This is a genomic window from Verrucomicrobiota bacterium, from assembly GCA_039192515.1.
Taxonomy (GTDB): domain Bacteria; phylum Verrucomicrobiota; class Verrucomicrobiia; order Methylacidiphilales; family JBCCWR01; genus JBCCWR01.
This window is the reverse complement of record JBCCXA010000052.1, coordinates 1-17,267: the sequence shown is the minus strand read 5'-3', so window position 1 is coordinate 17,267 and position 17,267 is coordinate 1. Positions and strand designations below refer to the sequence as shown.

General features: G+C 43.2%; 9 protein-coding genes. 6 read left to right on the top strand and 3 right to left on the bottom strand.

Annotation, left to right across the window (positions count from 1 at the left end):
- The first annotated feature begins 218 nt into the window (after window positions 1–218).
- Both AAGA18_14730 and AAGA18_14725 read left to right on the top strand, forming a co-directional pair.
- Window positions 219–638 (top strand): hypothetical protein, encoded by a 420-nt coding sequence (locus AAGA18_14730; GenBank protein ID MEM9446596.1) that lies wholly within the window; start codon window positions 219–221, stop codon window positions 636–638.
- A gap of 376 nt (window positions 639–1,014) precedes the next feature.
- Complete coding sequence (locus tag AAGA18_14725) at window positions 1,015–1,515, top strand: RHS repeat-associated core domain-containing protein (GenBank protein ID MEM9446595.1); 501 nt, start codon at window positions 1,015–1,017, stop codon at window positions 1,513–1,515.
- A gap of 312 nt (window positions 1,516–1,827) precedes the next feature.
- On the opposite strand, the gene AAGA18_14720 is transcribed toward AAGA18_14725, so the two are convergent.
- Complete coding sequence (locus AAGA18_14720) at window positions 1,828–4,068, bottom strand: hypothetical protein (GenBank protein ID MEM9446594.1); 2,241 nt, start codon at window positions 4,066–4,068, stop codon at window positions 1,828–1,830.
- Window positions 4,069–4,282: 214 nt separating this feature from the next.
- Between AAGA18_14720 and AAGA18_14715 the strand changes: the two genes are divergently transcribed.
- The 3 genes from AAGA18_14715 to AAGA18_14705 all read left to right on the top strand — a co-directional run bounded on the left by AAGA18_14715 (window position 4,283) and on the right by AAGA18_14705 (window position 8,649).
- Window positions 4,283–5,662 (top strand): endo-1,4-beta-xylanase, encoded by a 1,380-nt coding sequence (locus AAGA18_14715; protein ID MEM9446593.1) that lies wholly within the window; start codon window positions 4,283–4,285, stop codon window positions 5,660–5,662.
- A gap of 135 nt (window positions 5,663–5,797) precedes the next feature.
- The gene (locus AAGA18_14710) at window positions 5,798–6,304 is read left to right on the top strand and encodes a hypothetical protein (protein MEM9446592.1); all 507 of its coding nucleotides are present in this window, start codon (window positions 5,798–5,800) and stop codon (window positions 6,302–6,304) included.
- 515 nt (window positions 6,305–6,819) lie between these two features.
- Window positions 6,820–8,649: a ThuA domain-containing protein gene (locus tag AAGA18_14705; protein MEM9446591.1), complete on the top strand. Its 1,830-nt coding sequence runs from the start codon at window positions 6,820–6,822 to the stop codon at window positions 8,647–8,649.
- A 557-nt stretch (window positions 8,650–9,206) separates the two neighbouring features.
- Here the strand turns inward: AAGA18_14705 and AAGA18_14700 are convergent.
- The gene (locus AAGA18_14700) at window positions 9,207–9,461 is read right to left on the bottom strand and encodes a hypothetical protein (protein MEM9446590.1); all 255 of its coding nucleotides are present in this window, start codon (window positions 9,459–9,461) and stop codon (window positions 9,207–9,209) included.
- Between the two features lie 427 nt (window positions 9,462–9,888).
- Between AAGA18_14700 and AAGA18_14695 the strand changes: the two genes are divergently transcribed.
- Window positions 9,889–13,941 carry a hypothetical protein gene (locus AAGA18_14695; GenBank protein MEM9446589.1) on the top strand — a complete coding sequence of 1,351 codons (4,053 nt, stop codon included), beginning with the start codon at window positions 9,889–9,891 and terminating at the stop codon, window positions 13,939–13,941.
- A gap of 596 nt (window positions 13,942–14,537) precedes the next feature.
- Here AAGA18_14695 and AAGA18_14690 read toward each other — a convergent pair.
- Window positions 14,538–17,267, bottom strand: a 2,730-nt coding sequence (locus tag AAGA18_14690) for a sulfatase-like hydrolase/transferase (protein MEM9446588.1), incomplete at its 5' end; no start/stop codon positions are given.

Here is a 17,267-nt window from a genome sequence, read left to right as displayed (position 1 = left end):
TTCTCCTTGGGCATCGTCACTCTGCCCAAGACATCGGTCTTTAGTATGATCGTTTTCTCTTCTGCCATAGTTGCCAGCATCATAACTCCTATGATATCTATGACTCCAACCACTTCAAACGGTGCGTTGCATGACGTTTACATTGCATTTCAAATATGCCAAGATAAAAAACAGTAAATTAATTTTATCACAAGATATAAAATAATACTTAGGCCGCGATGAAGATCTCAAGAATACCGTTAGCAGTGATTCCTTTGATTGTTCTAATGCTAGTTGCCATGATTCTTTCGCCGGGGTACTTAGAGTATTTAAATATTAGACGTAGCTCTAATTTATCATCCGAAGAAATTCGAGATAGCCTTATAAGGGTTAACATTTTTATTCAAGCATTAAAAAATCTTTACGGCACAACCGAAATCACTGTTGATGATATGTCTACAGTAGTGAAAAATATTAATGAATTCATGAAACATAACCAAAAAGATATGGACTTGGTTTCTATGCAAAGAATGGTTTATCTAATGTACTTGAATGAGGATGATGATGGACAATTTTTAAGGAAAAAACTTCATCAAGATATAGCAAATGATTGTCTTACAAGAATTGATAAATCTGATGAGGTCTCGCAGAGAATTTGATTATTTTGTAAAGAACATTCATCAGAGAATGAGCAATTTAGAAAAGTCTTAAGCAGCAAAATTAATGACCTATCAGTTCTTGATGAACAAAAAATAAAGGTGCCGTGAATAATAGGAAACATGGTGTACCCGAGTGGGAGGTAAGTCCTGCTAGATTGATAATATTGTTATTTCTTGTCTTGGCACTTTATTTTCTATCAATAGGACCTTTTCATATTGCATTCAAAATGTGTTCGGATCCTTATAAGAAAAGAATTAGTTCATATAGCAGAATTATTTATGCGCCAGTTATCTGCCTTATGAATACAGATGTTGGCGCTCCAATTGATAGTTATTTGGTGCTATGGGAATCTTTTTTGATAGATGATAAGGTAGAATGACTAGCTTGAATTTAGTCGAGGAAGAGATCACCACCGGCGGTTCCTATAGCCTTGCTAAACAATACACCTGGGGCATTGACTTATCAGGCACCATGCAAGGAGCTGGTGGGGTCGGAGGGCTGGTCTTCATTAAAGACTTCTCATCTGCGTCATCTGCGGATTACGCTTACCACTTCGATGCCAACGGCAATGTCCTGCAACTCACCGATAGCTCAGGCAACCTGGCTGCCTCCTACCGCTACGATGCCTTTGGAAAAGTTAGAGAAGCAACTGGAAGCTATGCTTTCGCAAACTCCTTCCAGTTCTCCACCAAGTATTTTGATCCAGAAACACAGCTCAACTACTATGGATATCGTTATTACTCATCCAACCTAGGAAGATGGATTAACAGAGATCCCATTGGGGAATTAGGAAAGAGGGTCAGTCTGCAGAAAGACAAATCTCTGAAAATGGTTGATAACTATTGCTTCCCTTGCCTTAGGGTGAGCGTTAGCTGATCATGGTCTGGTGCTAGCGTGGCTTGGGAGAATTCTCGACTTAGCGGCTCATCGCTGCTAATAAGGAAAGTGTCATGGCGGATGATGTCCGAAAAGTTTCGCACAAAAGGAAAAGCGAAGAATAGAAGTAAGCAAAGAGTACTTAGTTAATTGTCAATAGATCAAGAGTTGAGTTGGAGTAGAGTTAATTTATCCATATTTAGGTAACCTTTGCCACGTGGGTGCAATGTCAACGCGCATGTAAAAGTGACCCATTAACGAGCATTAAGAATTGACTCACCTTGGGTCGGATGAGCCACGCTTTTAATGATTCTAATTGAAGGTTTCTGACCGTTTGACTTGGTAGCAAACGGTTGCAGGGTGTCCTAGTTTGAAGCTTAGCCCATCGGTATTTTCTTGTGTTTCGATATGGTGTCCTAGGGTCATGCCATTAGCATCCATAGCCGTTACTTGAAAAGCACGACCTTTTTCAAGATTCTTGAGCGTAATGGTGCCCTGCAGAGCTTTCATTTGCATTGGAAGCGCTCCCCAATGGATTAATGTTTTGCGAAGCGTCTGATCTTTCCATTTCATATTCTGTGGAGCACTCTTAGAAGTTGCGGCCACCAGAATAGAACTGGAGGACTTCAAGGGCAGGTTATCCTGGGAGCTGATAATTATTGAGCAGAAGGCGCTCTCGAGATTCACGGCAAGGTTGTCCAGGGAAGCGTTTTCTTTGCCAATATAGCCGCATAATATTTGAGTCTTGGGGGTATTTACAGTGATGTAGCCCATGGTGCTTTCGGTGTTAGTAACCCATGCCAACTCCCCGGTATCGGAAAGTAGTCGGTTGCGGTCGGTATTTGTTAATTTGGGATGGGCTACAGGCGTCTTACTGGCGAAGTTTGCGATTTCCAAGCCATGTACGAGAGGGATAGCCGGATCCAAGCCAGGTGAGTAAAATGGGAAATGGTGATCTTCAAGTCTTAGGGATTCAAGCACCTGTTCATTGGTATACTTGAGTCGATGCGTTCTTTCGGCTATCTTCAGATCTTGTCGGTAAAACATGTAGGCGGCGGCGCTAAAATTGGTCATCTTGACAGGGTCGGGTCCCATATCGAATTGCATAGGGTGCCGGGTATCCCATTCTTTAGGAGAGCCGTGACTCAATGTGTAAAAGTATATTCCATCCCAGTCCAAGAACTGCGCATATGCTGCGAGAATAGGGATTCCTTCAGTGGCGTAATCACTGGGGGCAGGGTGGTTGGTTTCGGAAACGATAAAGGGTTTGCCGACAACCTTGGACCGACTCAATTGAACAACTGTGGATTTTAGAGGTTCATTTACCATGGCCGAGTTTTGGATATCTTCCATCCAATTCCCTGCAGGATGTTGCCAGTAGACGTGGCTATCAACGACATCCATTTGTGATGTGGATTTCAGATGAGGCAATCCACTCATGTGGTGATTGTGGTCACTGCTTCCCACTACGAGAGCCTGGCACTTTAGCTCATCTTTAAGGAACCGATACATGCGGTTGAAGTACTGCAGTTCTAAATGAATGTAAAATCTAGCCTCAGTTTGAAATCTCAAATTAGATGCTTTTGAAAACTGCCAGGGAGCTAATCTCGGAACGCTTTCATGCGGCTGAATTTGGCATTCCTGACGCAAACGCTTCAACTCCTTGGGATTCAGTTGGGTCATGAGCCATTCATTGTAATGTTGTGTTAACTTCTCAGCATAGGATGGGGGAATATCCCTCCAAATACTGCGAGAGGGCTCCGTTAACTGGCCTTGAGTACGGCCTTTTACCCAGGATTCGACAATCGAATTTTCGTTGACCAATTCGACAATCATGAGTGCGGGTTCTTCGATGTAGGCGAGTCCAGTATAGGGATTTACGTGCGTGAGAAGTTGTCTTGCAAATTCTGCATGAAGCTTCTGAATGCGTTCGTCGAAATAGGAGACTGTCTTGCCTAAACCCAGCAGCTCAAAGTCTTTGACCTCATCGCCTTTGCGAAAATGGCGCCCTACATTTAAATTGAAATTGCTGTAGACACCGCGCTTTTTCAATTCTGCCACAAAGAAGTCCAGCTTATCCAGCTGACTTGCTTGTAAAGCTTGAGTATGGTCGAGGTCGGGGTCGAATAGCGTCGCATTATTACCCCAATTTGAATCCAAATAGTGGAAGCGGATAGAATTAATGCCACGTCTGGCTATAAATTCAGCGAACATAGGGGCGTCACTTTTCTCGGGAAAGCAGGTGCTTCCTGTAAGGTTGAATCCCCAGATCCTAAAGCGTTCACCGTCTCCAGTGAAAAAATGTCCGTCTTTAGCTCGAATCGGTCCATGCTTTCCGGCAGGAGCTTTAAGAAATGGCGATAGATCTAGAGCGAACGAGCCGGTGGCTCTCCAATTAACCGAACACTCGGTCCAATTCGTGTTCTGCTGCGCTGCTGGTGACTCAGCTAGGAAAACACTTAAAATGAGTATCAGGAATGTGAAAAGCCTTATGTCTAGACGTAACCCGTCTCTCTCCTGGCCTTTGAAGGGTAATGGCATGGTAGCTTTCATGAGAATAAAAGTAGTATGAGGGCGTAATTTAGAAACGGTTCGCTTTCTATGTCAACTCCTATTGCTTGAAAGAGGTGTGAGCACACAGATGTTAAGAACTAAAGCGTGGTAAAACCAGGAATTAAGATTCCCCTAAAAATCGAAAAGGTGTATCCATAATACTGGAAGCTAAATTACTACAAGCCCCCCCGCCCATAGATATAGAAAAGCAATCATGAAAAATCTAATAGTATTCATGCTGATAATGCTATCCGTGTTATACAGTTTTTTGTATGCCCAGGAAGGTCAGGACTGGACTGATTTCAAGATGATCGAAGATAAAAAATCAGAGGAAGCGGTGTTAAAAGGAGCCAATGCCCGGATTGAAAAGCACCGGAAAGGAAGTGTTACGCTAAATCTCTATGATAGAGACAAAAAGCCATTGCCCGTGGGAACAAAAATTTCAATCAATATGAAGCAACATGCCTTTCATTTTGGCAGCAATGCGACATGGCTCTTTAACTATGATAAAGGCATGGTGAACCGTTTTGAGACCTTGCCTGAGCTAGCAAAAAAATTTGAGACGCATTTCTTGGATATTTTTAACTACTTAACAATCACATGCTTTTGGTCCCGTTATGAACCCGAACCCGGTCAGCCCAAATATGAAATCACCGAGCAAACTCTGGCCTGGGCGGAAAAACACGGTTTAGCAACAAAGGTCCATCCTTTGGCCTGGAACTGGGTGCCTGAACCTTTTTGGGTCCAAAAGTTGAGCGCTGAAGAAATTCGTAAAGCCCAGCTAAAACGCGTCCGTGATTTTATGAGCTATTTCAAAGGTCGGATTGATACCTATGAAATCCTCAATGAGCCATCCGGCTGGTTTAGAGAGAGAGCTGAAGGTAAAAAGCTCATTGCAGCCACTAAAGAGGTCGGGTTTGAGAACTATTATAAGCAACTTTATCAAGAGGCAAAAAAAGTAGATCCTCTTGCCATGTTGGCAGTCAACGATTTTCAAGCGGTTCAAGAATATAAAACGATGGGGATCGACCCCTTACTAGGAGCCGACCCTAACGGAGCTGACCTGGTAGATATCATAGGCATTCAATCCCATTATCACTGGAGGCCAAGGCAGCCGCTAGAAGAAATCTGGGCGATGGTAGAGATGTTTAAGGCCTATGGCAAACCTATCTACTTTACGGAACTAAGTATCAGTGAAGGTTTTAAGAATGAAGCTGGAGAATGGGTTTCTAACCCCGAAACAGAGAAAAAGCATGTCCAGGACATCATTTCGGTTTACACAATCATGTTTAGCCATCCTCGTGTACAAGGAATCGTCTATTGGTGGCCTTCGGATCTTTATACACTTAATGGTGATCCATGTGGTCTACTGGATAGACAGAATAATCCGAAACCGGCCTATTTAGCACTTAAAAAACTGATCAAAGAGAAGTGGTGGACCCGAGAATCTGTTACACTTGAAGAAAAAGGCAAAGTTAAAATACGCGGTTTCTACGGCGAGTATGAAATAAAGGTAGAATTGCCAAATGGAGCAACCAAAAACGCGGAATTTGATTTAGATAAAAATCTACCGCAACTTGATGTTTATCTATAACGCATGATCTAAACATTGATCTACATAAGCTAAACTGGTACTCCGGTTCGTCAGTATGACGCTGGATAAAAATTCAGGACCTAGAAAGACAAGTTTAAGAAAATGACTCATAACTAATTAACATAGCTATGAGAGGTGAAAGTTTTTTCGAGTGATCATAAAGGAGTCAACGACCTCTCGACCACAATGCTGCCGTCTAAGAAGTCATACATTACCGATGTTTCCCAAACTAGCCAAAGAGACCGAGCTCTTAAAGCAAGAAAGTGGCAACCGATGCAAAAGCTTTTACTCCAAGACTTCTTTAACCAGTTCATGGAAGCCGAAGCGTGCAGAAAAAAACTTAAAGCGAGCATGGCTGTTGAGGTTCTTGAAGATCCAGAGCTTTTAAAACTCATGCGTCTGATGGGCGTAGCGACCCATGATAGATTTACCGAACTCAAAGAAGTTAGCCAAAGAATCAAAACAAAGATTACAAAACTAGCTAGGCAAGTAGCTGTCCTTACTATCAAAGGGATGGGGTATCCTTTTAAAACAGATTTTATCGAACACAAAATAAACTATATTCTAAAAATAACTGGAAAACCACATGCCTGGTTACTCCGGTTGAACTGGGGTAGGACAAAAATGGAGTGTTTAAAATAAATTCTAAAATACGCTAGATACAGGGTGAGTGTGTGTATATCAGAATAGGTGGATATGGCCCTAGTGTCCGAACTTGAGTGGGATCGAGCTGGTTATGACAGCAAGGTTCCTCAAGGTCATTGGGAAAAGGCTCTTGGTCTGAGTTATGGTCATTTATTGAGTAAAGGCTGAGGTTCATAAGGTGCACTGGATCTGGCACTAGTGACGGACTCAGACGGTGGGATTGAATACATCTTCGGTGACTTTTTTCCTTATGGCTCATGCTTTTAGCCATCTCCTTCGACTTCTATGATATCTTCAGGCGTTTGTGTGAAGGAAAGGCGATGCAAGTGACATGTTTTTGTGTCTTACAAATTATAAAAACCTCCACGAATTTGATAATTATATCTATTTATCAATAAACTTCGATTTTGTCCTTTACTAATATGAATACATATCAAATACTCGCATCACCTTATTTGGATACATGGCATCCAAATTAAATTATCATCAAACTAATTAATATACTTAACATCATGAATATACTGAATAAGATACATACCTATAAAAGACACCTAAAATTATGTTCGCTGATTTTGCCGCTTTTAGCGATATCTGTGCAAGAATTAGCTGCCCAAAACTATAAAGTTTTGGTCTTTACGCGGGCCACTGGCTTTGTTCATGACTCCATTCCAGATGGATTGGCAGCCATTGAAAAGCTGGGAACGGAAAACAATTTTCAAGTCGACAGTACGGATGATCCATCCGCATTTACGGAGGCAAACTTGGCTCAGTACGCGGCTGTGATTTTCCTACACACTTCTGAGTCGCTTACAGATCCTTTAATGAATGCTAGCCAGAAGGGGGCTTTCGAGTCTTACATCAAAGGCGGCGGCGGTTTTGTAGGTATACATGGCGCCTGCGACGTTTCAGGAACGTGGCCTTGGTATGATGGACTGATCGGAGCGAATTTTCTAGATCACCCACCTCAAGCTCCTGCTGATCTTTATAAAGCGCCTGAGTACCCTGGAATAGTCACCCCTTTGTTTGATAACTTGGATGCCAACTACATCGCCTTCTTTGATGAGTGGTATAATTTTGAAGAAAATCCTCTAGAAATTGAGGGACTCACGCCATTGTTATTTGTAGACGAGAATTCATATCCACATGTTTCTAAGAATGGTACGAGTTTTGAACAGAGCCGTCATGATTTTCGTTTTGGCGCGGAGCATCCTATAAGCTGGTATCAAGGTTATGGTCCCTACTGGTTCAGAGACTATGGCAAAGGTAGATCCTGGTACACTGGGATTGGACAAAGGCGTCAGCTCTTTTTCCAAAAGAAGTATGCGTGGTATCGCGAACATATGTTGCGGGGTATCGAATATGCAGCAGGCTTATATACAGAGCCCTATACGACTATCCCAGGCACTATTGAGGTGGAGGATTATGATGCAGGTCTAAACCTCGGAAATACCGGTTTTCGCGTCAGCTACTCCGATACAAGCCCAGGTAACACCGGTCAGGTGTATCGCACAGACGATGTTGATCTTAGAAATGTTTCTGGGGACAACTATGCGACTGGCTGGGTGGTTCAGGGCGAATGGTTAGAGTATACCGTTGAGGTAACAGAATCCGGCTCGTACAGTGGGGTGGCAAGGGTTGCTTCCGCAGAAGCCACAGATAAATCATTTAGCATCTGGGGTGTGGACCCGAACGACTTGGATTCCCTGATCGATTTGACAGGTCCCATTACTTTCAATACAGGTGGTGCCGGTTGGAATGTCTGGTTTGATGTCAATATCCCTTCGATTCAACTGGAGGCAGGTGTGCAGACCTTGCGGGTTATTATGGAGACCAGTAGCTTTGATACGGATTTCATTCAGTTATCTGCTGCTGCCACTGAGGTTGAAATTCAATTTGATGACTTTGAGAGTAATTTCGGAAATTGGATTGATGGCGGGAAGGACTGTCGTCGCAGAAAATCCGGAAATTATATCAATGGGTCTAAAGGTGTAATCAATTTGCAGGATGATACTTCGTCATCCGTGGTGACTACCGATGATTTAGCGCTGAGCAGTTATTCAGAAATTACTGTGGAATTTGATTATCAAGTCATCAACTTCGATGCGGGAGAATCTTTCTTGCTAGAGATTTCTACGAATGGAGGCCAGGACTATTCAACAGTAGCGACCTATACGCTCGACCAGGAGTTCAGCAACGACCTTGTCTACATCGGCAATGCCGTGACTTTTAGCGGCTTTACTTTCACAGACCAAACGAGGGTGCGTTTCCGTTGTAATGCTTCGCGCAATAGTGATGATGTTTATTTGGACAATATCCGGATAACAGGTTTGCTAAGCAATTAAATTCGAATGATGCCATAGAAGTTCAAAAAGGTTGGTAAGGCTTTAAGCCTCTATGGCATCGTAAGCGTTAATCTAAAAAGGACAGATGCGGTAGAAGAATGTAAGAAATCTCTACCGCATACTGATTCATGGTCAAAGCCAATCGAAAGATTGGTGTGGGTGGCGCCCACTGCATAGATGGGGGCCGGTATTAAAGGGTCTACTCAGACTTGCAGACTTTTTTGTAAAATAAAGGCTTCAAGCAAATAATGTCATAGAGTTTATCGGTATGTTCTTCATGCAGTATCCTGTGATTCCAGCAAAGGTGCGACACCGTAACGCATTCTTCAGCTAAACTCTTTTATCACCTGTGCTTTTTTTTAATGAATAGGCAATAGTGCTTCATTACAGCCTGTTCACTCTTTGGCTTGACCAGTGAATCCCTCAAGGTCTTTGTGCGTAGCACTATGGTGCTTGGATCCGTGTTGATATCAGGGATCTATCCGGCACAAAAATCTGTGAACACTTGGCCCCGCTAGATGCCTTGGTTGAAGCGAAGTATGACGAAGATGGTTGTTTTAATCCAACCTGACTGATGCTATTGACTTGAAGCTCCACGCGACATCATGGCCAGGAAGCATAGAATAAACCATAGAGATCCATGTCTCTATTCCACCCGGATGGGTGCTCCACGCGACATCATGGCCAGGAAGCATAGAATAAACCATAGAGATCCATGTCTCTATTCCACCCGGATGGGTGCTCCACGCGCTTGATAGTTTGGCACTCGCTTGGCTATAAGAGCCACGCTCAGACGAGGTGATGGAATACATCTTCGTCAGCCCTCTTTTTCTTGTGGTGCAAGCTTTTACGCATCTCGTTCCACTTTTACTAAATCATCCGGTTTGAAACTCCATTAAATACTCTTATCTAAGTGCTAGTTCTGTATGATTGGGTAGTTGCAATATCCATAGATTCTCCCTGCAGACGTCTTTCTAAACAAAGAGCATTTCCACTAAAAAGCTCATGCTTATGTTACGATTGTTTTAAGTATGTCACGGTTGTGTCACGGTAGTGTAAAAGCTTTCGCTTGTTCGGGTTAATTGATCGACGCCTTTTGTTTGGTCTTATAGATATCGGGAATGCTACTGCTCTTTCGGCTGTGCCTAGGTTTCATCAATTAATACGGTGGTAACTAGAGTGCTCTAGGTATATCCGGGGAATAGAGTGTATGAACCCAAATAAAGGATAAACAAAACCATGAAAGTAGAATCTAGTAAGATACTCTTTAAATTCATATCTGTTTTAATCATCGGTGTCATAATAACGTCTAGCGCGGATGCGGGTTTTTGGAAGAAGGCGAAAAAGACAATCAATAACTTACCTAAAAATGCAAAAAAATTTGTTAAAGATGAGTTCGGGAATAAGGTTCCCGCTCTCTCAGAATACACCCAAAAACAAATTTCGGATTTGGCAAATCTCACAAAAGATACAAGTAAGGTAACGGCTATTCAGTTGGCTGAGCTCGGTAACGGTGTGGCTAATGGCTCAATGCGTCAGGTAGCGGATTTCAATGATCTCGGCAATGCCATTGCTGTAGGTTTTGAATACCTCAATAATCATACCATCGAAATCGTGACCGATGTGGGGGCCTATACACTCGATTTTGGCGATGGTGTTGTGAATGTAGCAGTGCAAGCTGGTAAATTTACTGCTCACGTCGAACAGCTTGGATTAAACACCATTAACGATCTTAAGAATTTCCAAGGTAATTTCAAGGATCTGGTTAAGAGAGTGAAGGGTCTCATCAAGCATGCCTCAGATGAAGCTGTCAAAGTCATGGCATCCAAGACTAAGAAATGGCTCAAAGTAGCCTCGGATAGGGAATTGACATTGGGTTATTTCAATTCCATTGATGAGAAGGCGCGCCGGAAAATGCTTAGGTCATTGAGTGAAAGTTTTCATAAGCATTTGAAGACAAACCAGCAATCAATTTTCAGCATGGCCCCTGGGTATAGCGTTAGCGCAAAATCAGTGGCCCAATTCAGCGAGACTTTTTTGGTGAATCCCGATAAGTCTATCGCCCTCGATTTAGTTGAGGAATTAAAAATGCAGAAGTACCGCAAAGCTTTAGCAAGTAACGTCTTTGCTCCTCCTGCGGTGGATTTTTCTCCTAGTTTTATCTTTTATGTATCCTCTCAGCTTTCGGGTGAAGAGCAAGCTCCCTGGAAAATAGAACTGGAGCTTCATGTCTCCACTAATAAAGGGCTTTTTCTAGCTGCCAATAGGAATAGTGAAGAATGGCTTGCCGATAACGTCGAGCTAGTGATTAAAGTGAGTGGGAAGACACAAGCAGGACTTGCTCTCAGTTTTAAGGCTGGCGTTGGTCTAGATAACGCACATTTGATATTAAATAATGATAGCTTTGGGATTAAAACTCCAAACGATAATCTCTATTTTCTAGCAGAAGTATGGACCTCGTTCAAAGGCAGTATACCTTTGGGAAAAGGTAAATTCGCCGGCTCGAAAATTGAATTTGAAGCATGGCCTGCTAGATTAAGCTTTACACAGCACATGCTTGGTAAAGGCTGGGGCTGGAATAAAAAGAATGTAGGGAATCTCACTATGGATGTATCGGTGGGGACTCAAATCACATATGTCCAGAGCCATACAAAAACGCGTTTTACTGCTAGGTGGAACTACATCAACGCCTTGGTTATTAAGAAGGGCTTTCAGGGAGACGCAGATGATGAGGTTTTCGTGGGTACTTCAAATCCTCACCATAGCTATGATCCTCGTCAACATACCGCTTTAAATTTGGTGGCTATTTATTCTCTAGATAATTCCCGTTACTTGAATGTGGATGGTGATGGATGGGTTCGCTGCGAAGCCTATGCAGACTCTCTAGAATGCCTCCCAGAGAGAAGTAAGTTCTGGATGTATGTAGATGGCGATAAGATATGGCTTGAATCTTATGCTACAGGCCATCGTCTGGCCTATTATGGCACTCCTGATGCAAAAGATTATAACGGCAAAATGAATAAAGTATGGGCGGGGCGAAAGAATCCAGGCGATGACCGAAGTGTGCCTTACAAGGAGCATACATTCAAGCTGTTAGATAACATAGATAACACCTACAGCCTCCGAGTAACCACACAACAAGCTACTAATGTGGGTTCCGATCTTAAGTTTCTTAATGTGCACCAAGGCGAAGGTGGTAAAGATGACGACTATTACCTCTACTATGGCATGCATGAAGAGATGGAAACAGTGGATAGTAGTAAATTCTTTATTTATGAAGTTGAGGAAACCCCGACTCAAGGCACCTTTGGTCTTAATAGTTTCAAGGATCCAGACATGCATTTCCCTGAGGTCATTCCAGTCGCCATTCGTTCCAGAGAGAGCAGTCTCTTTCTTTCTCTGGGCGATTCCGGTAATAAACCAAGTGATAGGAGATTGCGTGGGATCGAGTATTATGGTGATTTAGGCGATCTTGAGCAGAAACATCCAGAAGCGATCTTTTGGCTCTATGAACATGTGCATAAAGACTTGATCCAATTACAGTCCATCACTATGGGAGATTACGTAGGGCCCAACGGCAATAGTAGTATGAAGGATAGAGATTTGGTAGCGAGTTACAGCCGTTCTGCCAATCCTGCTAACCAGTTGAGATTTGAGAGATCTGGGAGCGGTGGTTTTAACTTCTCTGATGACCCCGGCGCACGCGTAAAAGACCGCTTCAATATGTATATCGATTCCGATACCGAAGTGAAATTCGGGAAGTTTAGTGGGGTCGAAAATAAAGACCGCCATTTTGAAGTTATACAATTGCCGGAACTAGCGGAAAGCATCAAGACTGCAGTGGTGATATCTAATGCGAAAGATGGGCGCTTTTGGTCTGTTAGCACCGACAGAGACAATTATGGCGTAGTTAATTCGGTAGCTCTTTCTTCTCCTAACAAGGCTATAGCCAAACATAAATTCAATCTGTTTCGTTCAGGTGATGTCGTCTGGTTTGAGAGCCAGTTAACCGATGACTATGTTGAAAGCAGTCAGAGATTAGTGGCAGATGCAAATCATAAAAGTGACGCCTACTTTATTGTAACAGAATTCCCTGACGGCAGCTTTGAGCTCAGAAATCAGAAGGGTCATCTTGTTACGGTAAACAGTCAAAGACACCTTTTTTGTAGCTCATCTAATCCGGACATCGTGTCATGTGTCTGTGCGCGCTTTCGTCTCCATTATCTAAAAAATGTAGAGGATACACTACTCATAGACTGGGATCCATCTTATGATAGTGACACAGATTCTGGAGACGATGATACGCCACCTGCAGATCCGGGGGACGATGATAATCCGCCGCTGGGAGATCCTGATCCCTATGCTGGATTTAAGTTTCCCATACGGATCAACTACCAGCCTAAAAGTAGCCAAGTGCCGGCGAGCTTTTATCCCGATTGCGGCATGGTTTACACAGAACAAAACGGGCATCGCTACGGTTGGAACAGTAACAACAAGAACCAAACTCGCCAGCGGAACACCAGTCACAAACAGCAACAAAATAATACCTTAATTCTCATTGATGGGAAAGTGTGGGAAATAGAATTACCCAATGGGGACTATAACATACACCTCGTTTGCGGTGACCCAGTAGCGACCAATCAAATTAACTCAGTGAATATCGAGGGGGTTAATGTCAAGGATCCTGATGGTTTTGGTAAATGGGATAAATACAATGTAGATGTAACTGTGAATGACAACCGGCTTACCATTAAGGAGGGCCCCAATGCCAAAAATGCTAAAATGGCTCATCTAAAAATTAGCCGCAATTCGGGGTCAGGTGGAAGCACGGACTGGCAAGAACTTGTTTTTGCAAATTTCGATTCAGGATTTCGTTATTTCATTGATGGGGGAGAAGATTGTCGAATAGTCGACAAAAATAGTGTTGAGCATGGAGCTGTCGAATTGCGAGATGGTACATCATCTTCGCATATTAGGCTCAAAGATTCATTGCGTTTGTATAAGTATTCAGAGTTTAAAATTGATTTCTCATTTATTTCAGAAAACTTGATGAACGATCATAATCTTGAATTGTATTATAGCACTGATGATGGCAAGCCGAATACATGGCTGCAAATTGCGGAATTCCAGAAAGGAAAAGATTTTGATAATGGGAAGCGGCACAATAAATCGGTTATCATTAAAAAGGCTGACTACTTATTTGATAATAGGTCGAGAATCAAGTTCCAATTGGATTCGAAAGAAGATGGCAATAAAATTTACTTAGACAATATCAGTCTCTCCGCCAAATGAGGCTCATCAGAATAGGTGCGGTAGAGAAATCTGGGGAAATCTCTGCTGCATCCTGTCCTAGTTTCTTGTAATGTGGATAAGGGATGAGAATGGGTACATTGCACAGAGTTCAGGATAGTTATCTCTATCACTTTCTATCAAATTAGCGCAAGGACTTACCAGCACCTTTTCTAATGAATAGGTAACAATGCTTCATTATAGCCTGTTCTTTCTCTGGCTTGACCAATAAAGGCCTCTAGGGCTCTATGCGTAGCCCCATAATACTTGGATTCGTGCTGATGTCAGGGATCGACCCGGTGCAAAAATCTATGAATACTTGGGGTTCCTAGAGACCTTGATTGAGCGGAGATATGACAAAAATGGATGTTTAAATTTAACTCGGATTTTTCAATGATAGTGGAGCGAGATGCTTAAAAGCTTGAGTCATAAGGAAAAGAGCGTGGATGAAGCGGTATCAAGAGTTGATTTCTCCAAGAGGCTTTTTGTTTCTTGAAGCAAAGATCTCGCACTCATCTTTAAGGCTCTATTGCTCGTTCGGGTTAAATTCAAAAATGCTCTAGGGCACCATCATAAGGAATTTAGTTTTTCCGTTTCTGTCAGTCCCCCCGCTTCATGGTTATGGATGACATAGCAACTGCGGTGCTAAGGGGTGAGATCAGTTTTATGGATAAGGTTGTCTCTCCTTGCTCGACATCAATAGGATTCACTGAAATCACTTGATGTGATTTTTCCAAGCCATCGGTATTACATACAGTGGTCTGACCTGCGAGCTCAATTTCAAATTCTGCCGAAGCACTTAATTGATCTTCAAATAGGATTTCAAAGTTGTAAGTTCCATGCCTTTGAATATGCAGATAGAAAGTAGCGATGTCTCCGAGTTCTTTCCAATTTTTCAATTTAAAGGCACTGTTTTCAAGACCGCCTTGTGTCTGCGCTACGCAATAAGCAGGAAACTCGCTCACTTTTTTTTCTTTATTTCCGATGAGCATGGTTGGACGAGTAAATGACCCAGGCTCCTCCAGGATACGCTCAAACCAAGCATCAGCTTGAGCACTCAAGTAATTGGCTATTTCTGGTTGCTTGGACTTTAGGTTGTTTTGTTCTCTTATATCTTCGCTTATGTCAAAGAGGTCCGCTTTACCATTGCGCTTCAAAAGCTTTAGGCCATTTCCCATAACCACTAGGCGTTGCGGACCGGCTGTAAGGGTATGCTTCTCAAAAGGCTGGTATTTCAAGTCTACTCCACCTGGCAGACTCGGTTTAGTCAAAGAAAAATACAAGTTTCGCTCAGGCCATTCTTTATGGGGACTCTCTAGCAAAGAATAAAAGCTTTTTCCATCGAGTCCTCCAGGTGTTTTTGCTCCGCCAAGCTCCGCTAAGGTTGGGAGGATATCCATGATAGTCAATATCTCATTATTTACTTCTGGTTTCAGGCGGTCACCCCAGCGGATAAACAGGGGCGATCGTATACCATTTTCATAAACCGTGGATTTTTTACCTCTTAGCAGAAGCGGAGCCATACGCTCTATCCATTCTTCATCGGTCACATCAAAGCCAGATACATTGCGAGCTGGTCCATTGTCGCTCATAAATAAAACAATTGTTGATTCCCGCAGTCCCAAATCGTCTAGTGAGTTCAGCAGCCTTCCGATGTGATAGTCCATGTGACTGATCATACCGTATAGTGTTGAACTATTCTTTGAGTAACCAGCTGATTGATAGGGTGCAATATACTCCTCTGGTGCTGCCCATTCTCCATGTGGCGACAGGTAGGAAACATAGGCGAAAAATGGTTTATCCGGGTTTCTTTTCATGAAATCCACTGCGTAGTCGGTAAGAACCGCGGGAGTCCATCCATTTGCAGGAGCCGGTTCTCCATTTAGAAGCCCTTGATTATCTTTGTATTCATAGAGTTCGGCCATGTAGGCCTCATCAAAACCACGGTCCCAAGGAAAGTAGCCGTCTGACTTTCCACTATGCCATTTTCCCCACATGCCAGTTCGATAACCAGCATTGCCCAATACTTCAGCAATTGTAGTTTCATCCAAGTTCATGAAATCCATTCCTCCATGCACCCCGTAAACACCTGTTCGCCAGAAATGCTTACCTGTTAGGAGCGAAGCCCTCGTAGGGGCACAAAGTGGGTGCACATAGAAACGATCGAAACGCATGGATTCCTGGCCTAAACGATCCAAATGAGGTGTCTGAACCATCTGGCTCCCATGAATACCAAGATCGGTATATCCAAGATCATCTGCTTGGATGAGAAGAATATTTGGGGCGGTTTCCTGAGAGGAAACAGCCTTCACACGAATAAACAGAGCATCACCCTCATTTAATAGGGAATCTTCACCACTTGGTATCTCCAGCTCGATGAGTTGGAATTCATTGTCTATAGGCTCCACATTAATGATACTCGGATTGATATCCATCCAGCTGCCGGGCTGAAGATTGGGGGAGATTTGAACTTGGTAGGTTAGGCCATTGCTATCTATGCGACGAGCATGAGAGTAAACGAGGGTATCTCCAGAGGTTTTCATTTTAACCGGAAACATTTGCACTGAGCTATCCATAGGTGATCCACCAAAAACGTATTCAATAAAATTAGATACCCCGTCACCATCAAAGTCTTCATCTTCGCTTCCAATATCAAAGCCCAGTCCAGAAGCCCAATAGTCGGTTTCATTTGTTATCCATTTAGTGTTCAAAGCGGACCACTCGGATTGGAATGCATCCGAATCCATGGCTCCGCTAAATATTTTGACCTCTCCTATGACTCCTATTGCGTAACGGCTTTGCTTGTCCGCCGAACCCAGAGTCAGTGGGCTGGAATTGGAAAAATCTGTGGCAGCGACCGTGGTCGTCTCGACTGTGTCCCCGAGAGAGTTATAGAGCTCAAGGAGCCCGGTATCAGCCAGGTAGCGAACGCCTATGACCATAGAATCCCCTATTTTGAGATTATCTCCAGTGCTGATGAGTGAAACATCCCCCATGATGGCACGTAGCACTCCGCCTGAGCTTAGCCTTACCACGAATCCACCATCCTGAGAAGCGTCCGTTTTTGACACATTACCTAGTAAATCCTGTTGATCACTTTGATTACCGGTTTTACGGTAAGCGATGAGTGCAGCAAAACCATCCCTACCAGTCTGGTCGAGCAAGCCGTCAGATTCTTGGGCATCGAACAGTTCCAAGGTGTTGCGTCCACTTCCAAAATCAAGGCCTTTGAGTCCGGAAGGGAAAAAAGCTAAACTCGGATAGGTAACGGCTCCCTTACTGGGAGTTGCATGATTTCCTAGACCAGAAAGATCTGACCATTGGCTCAC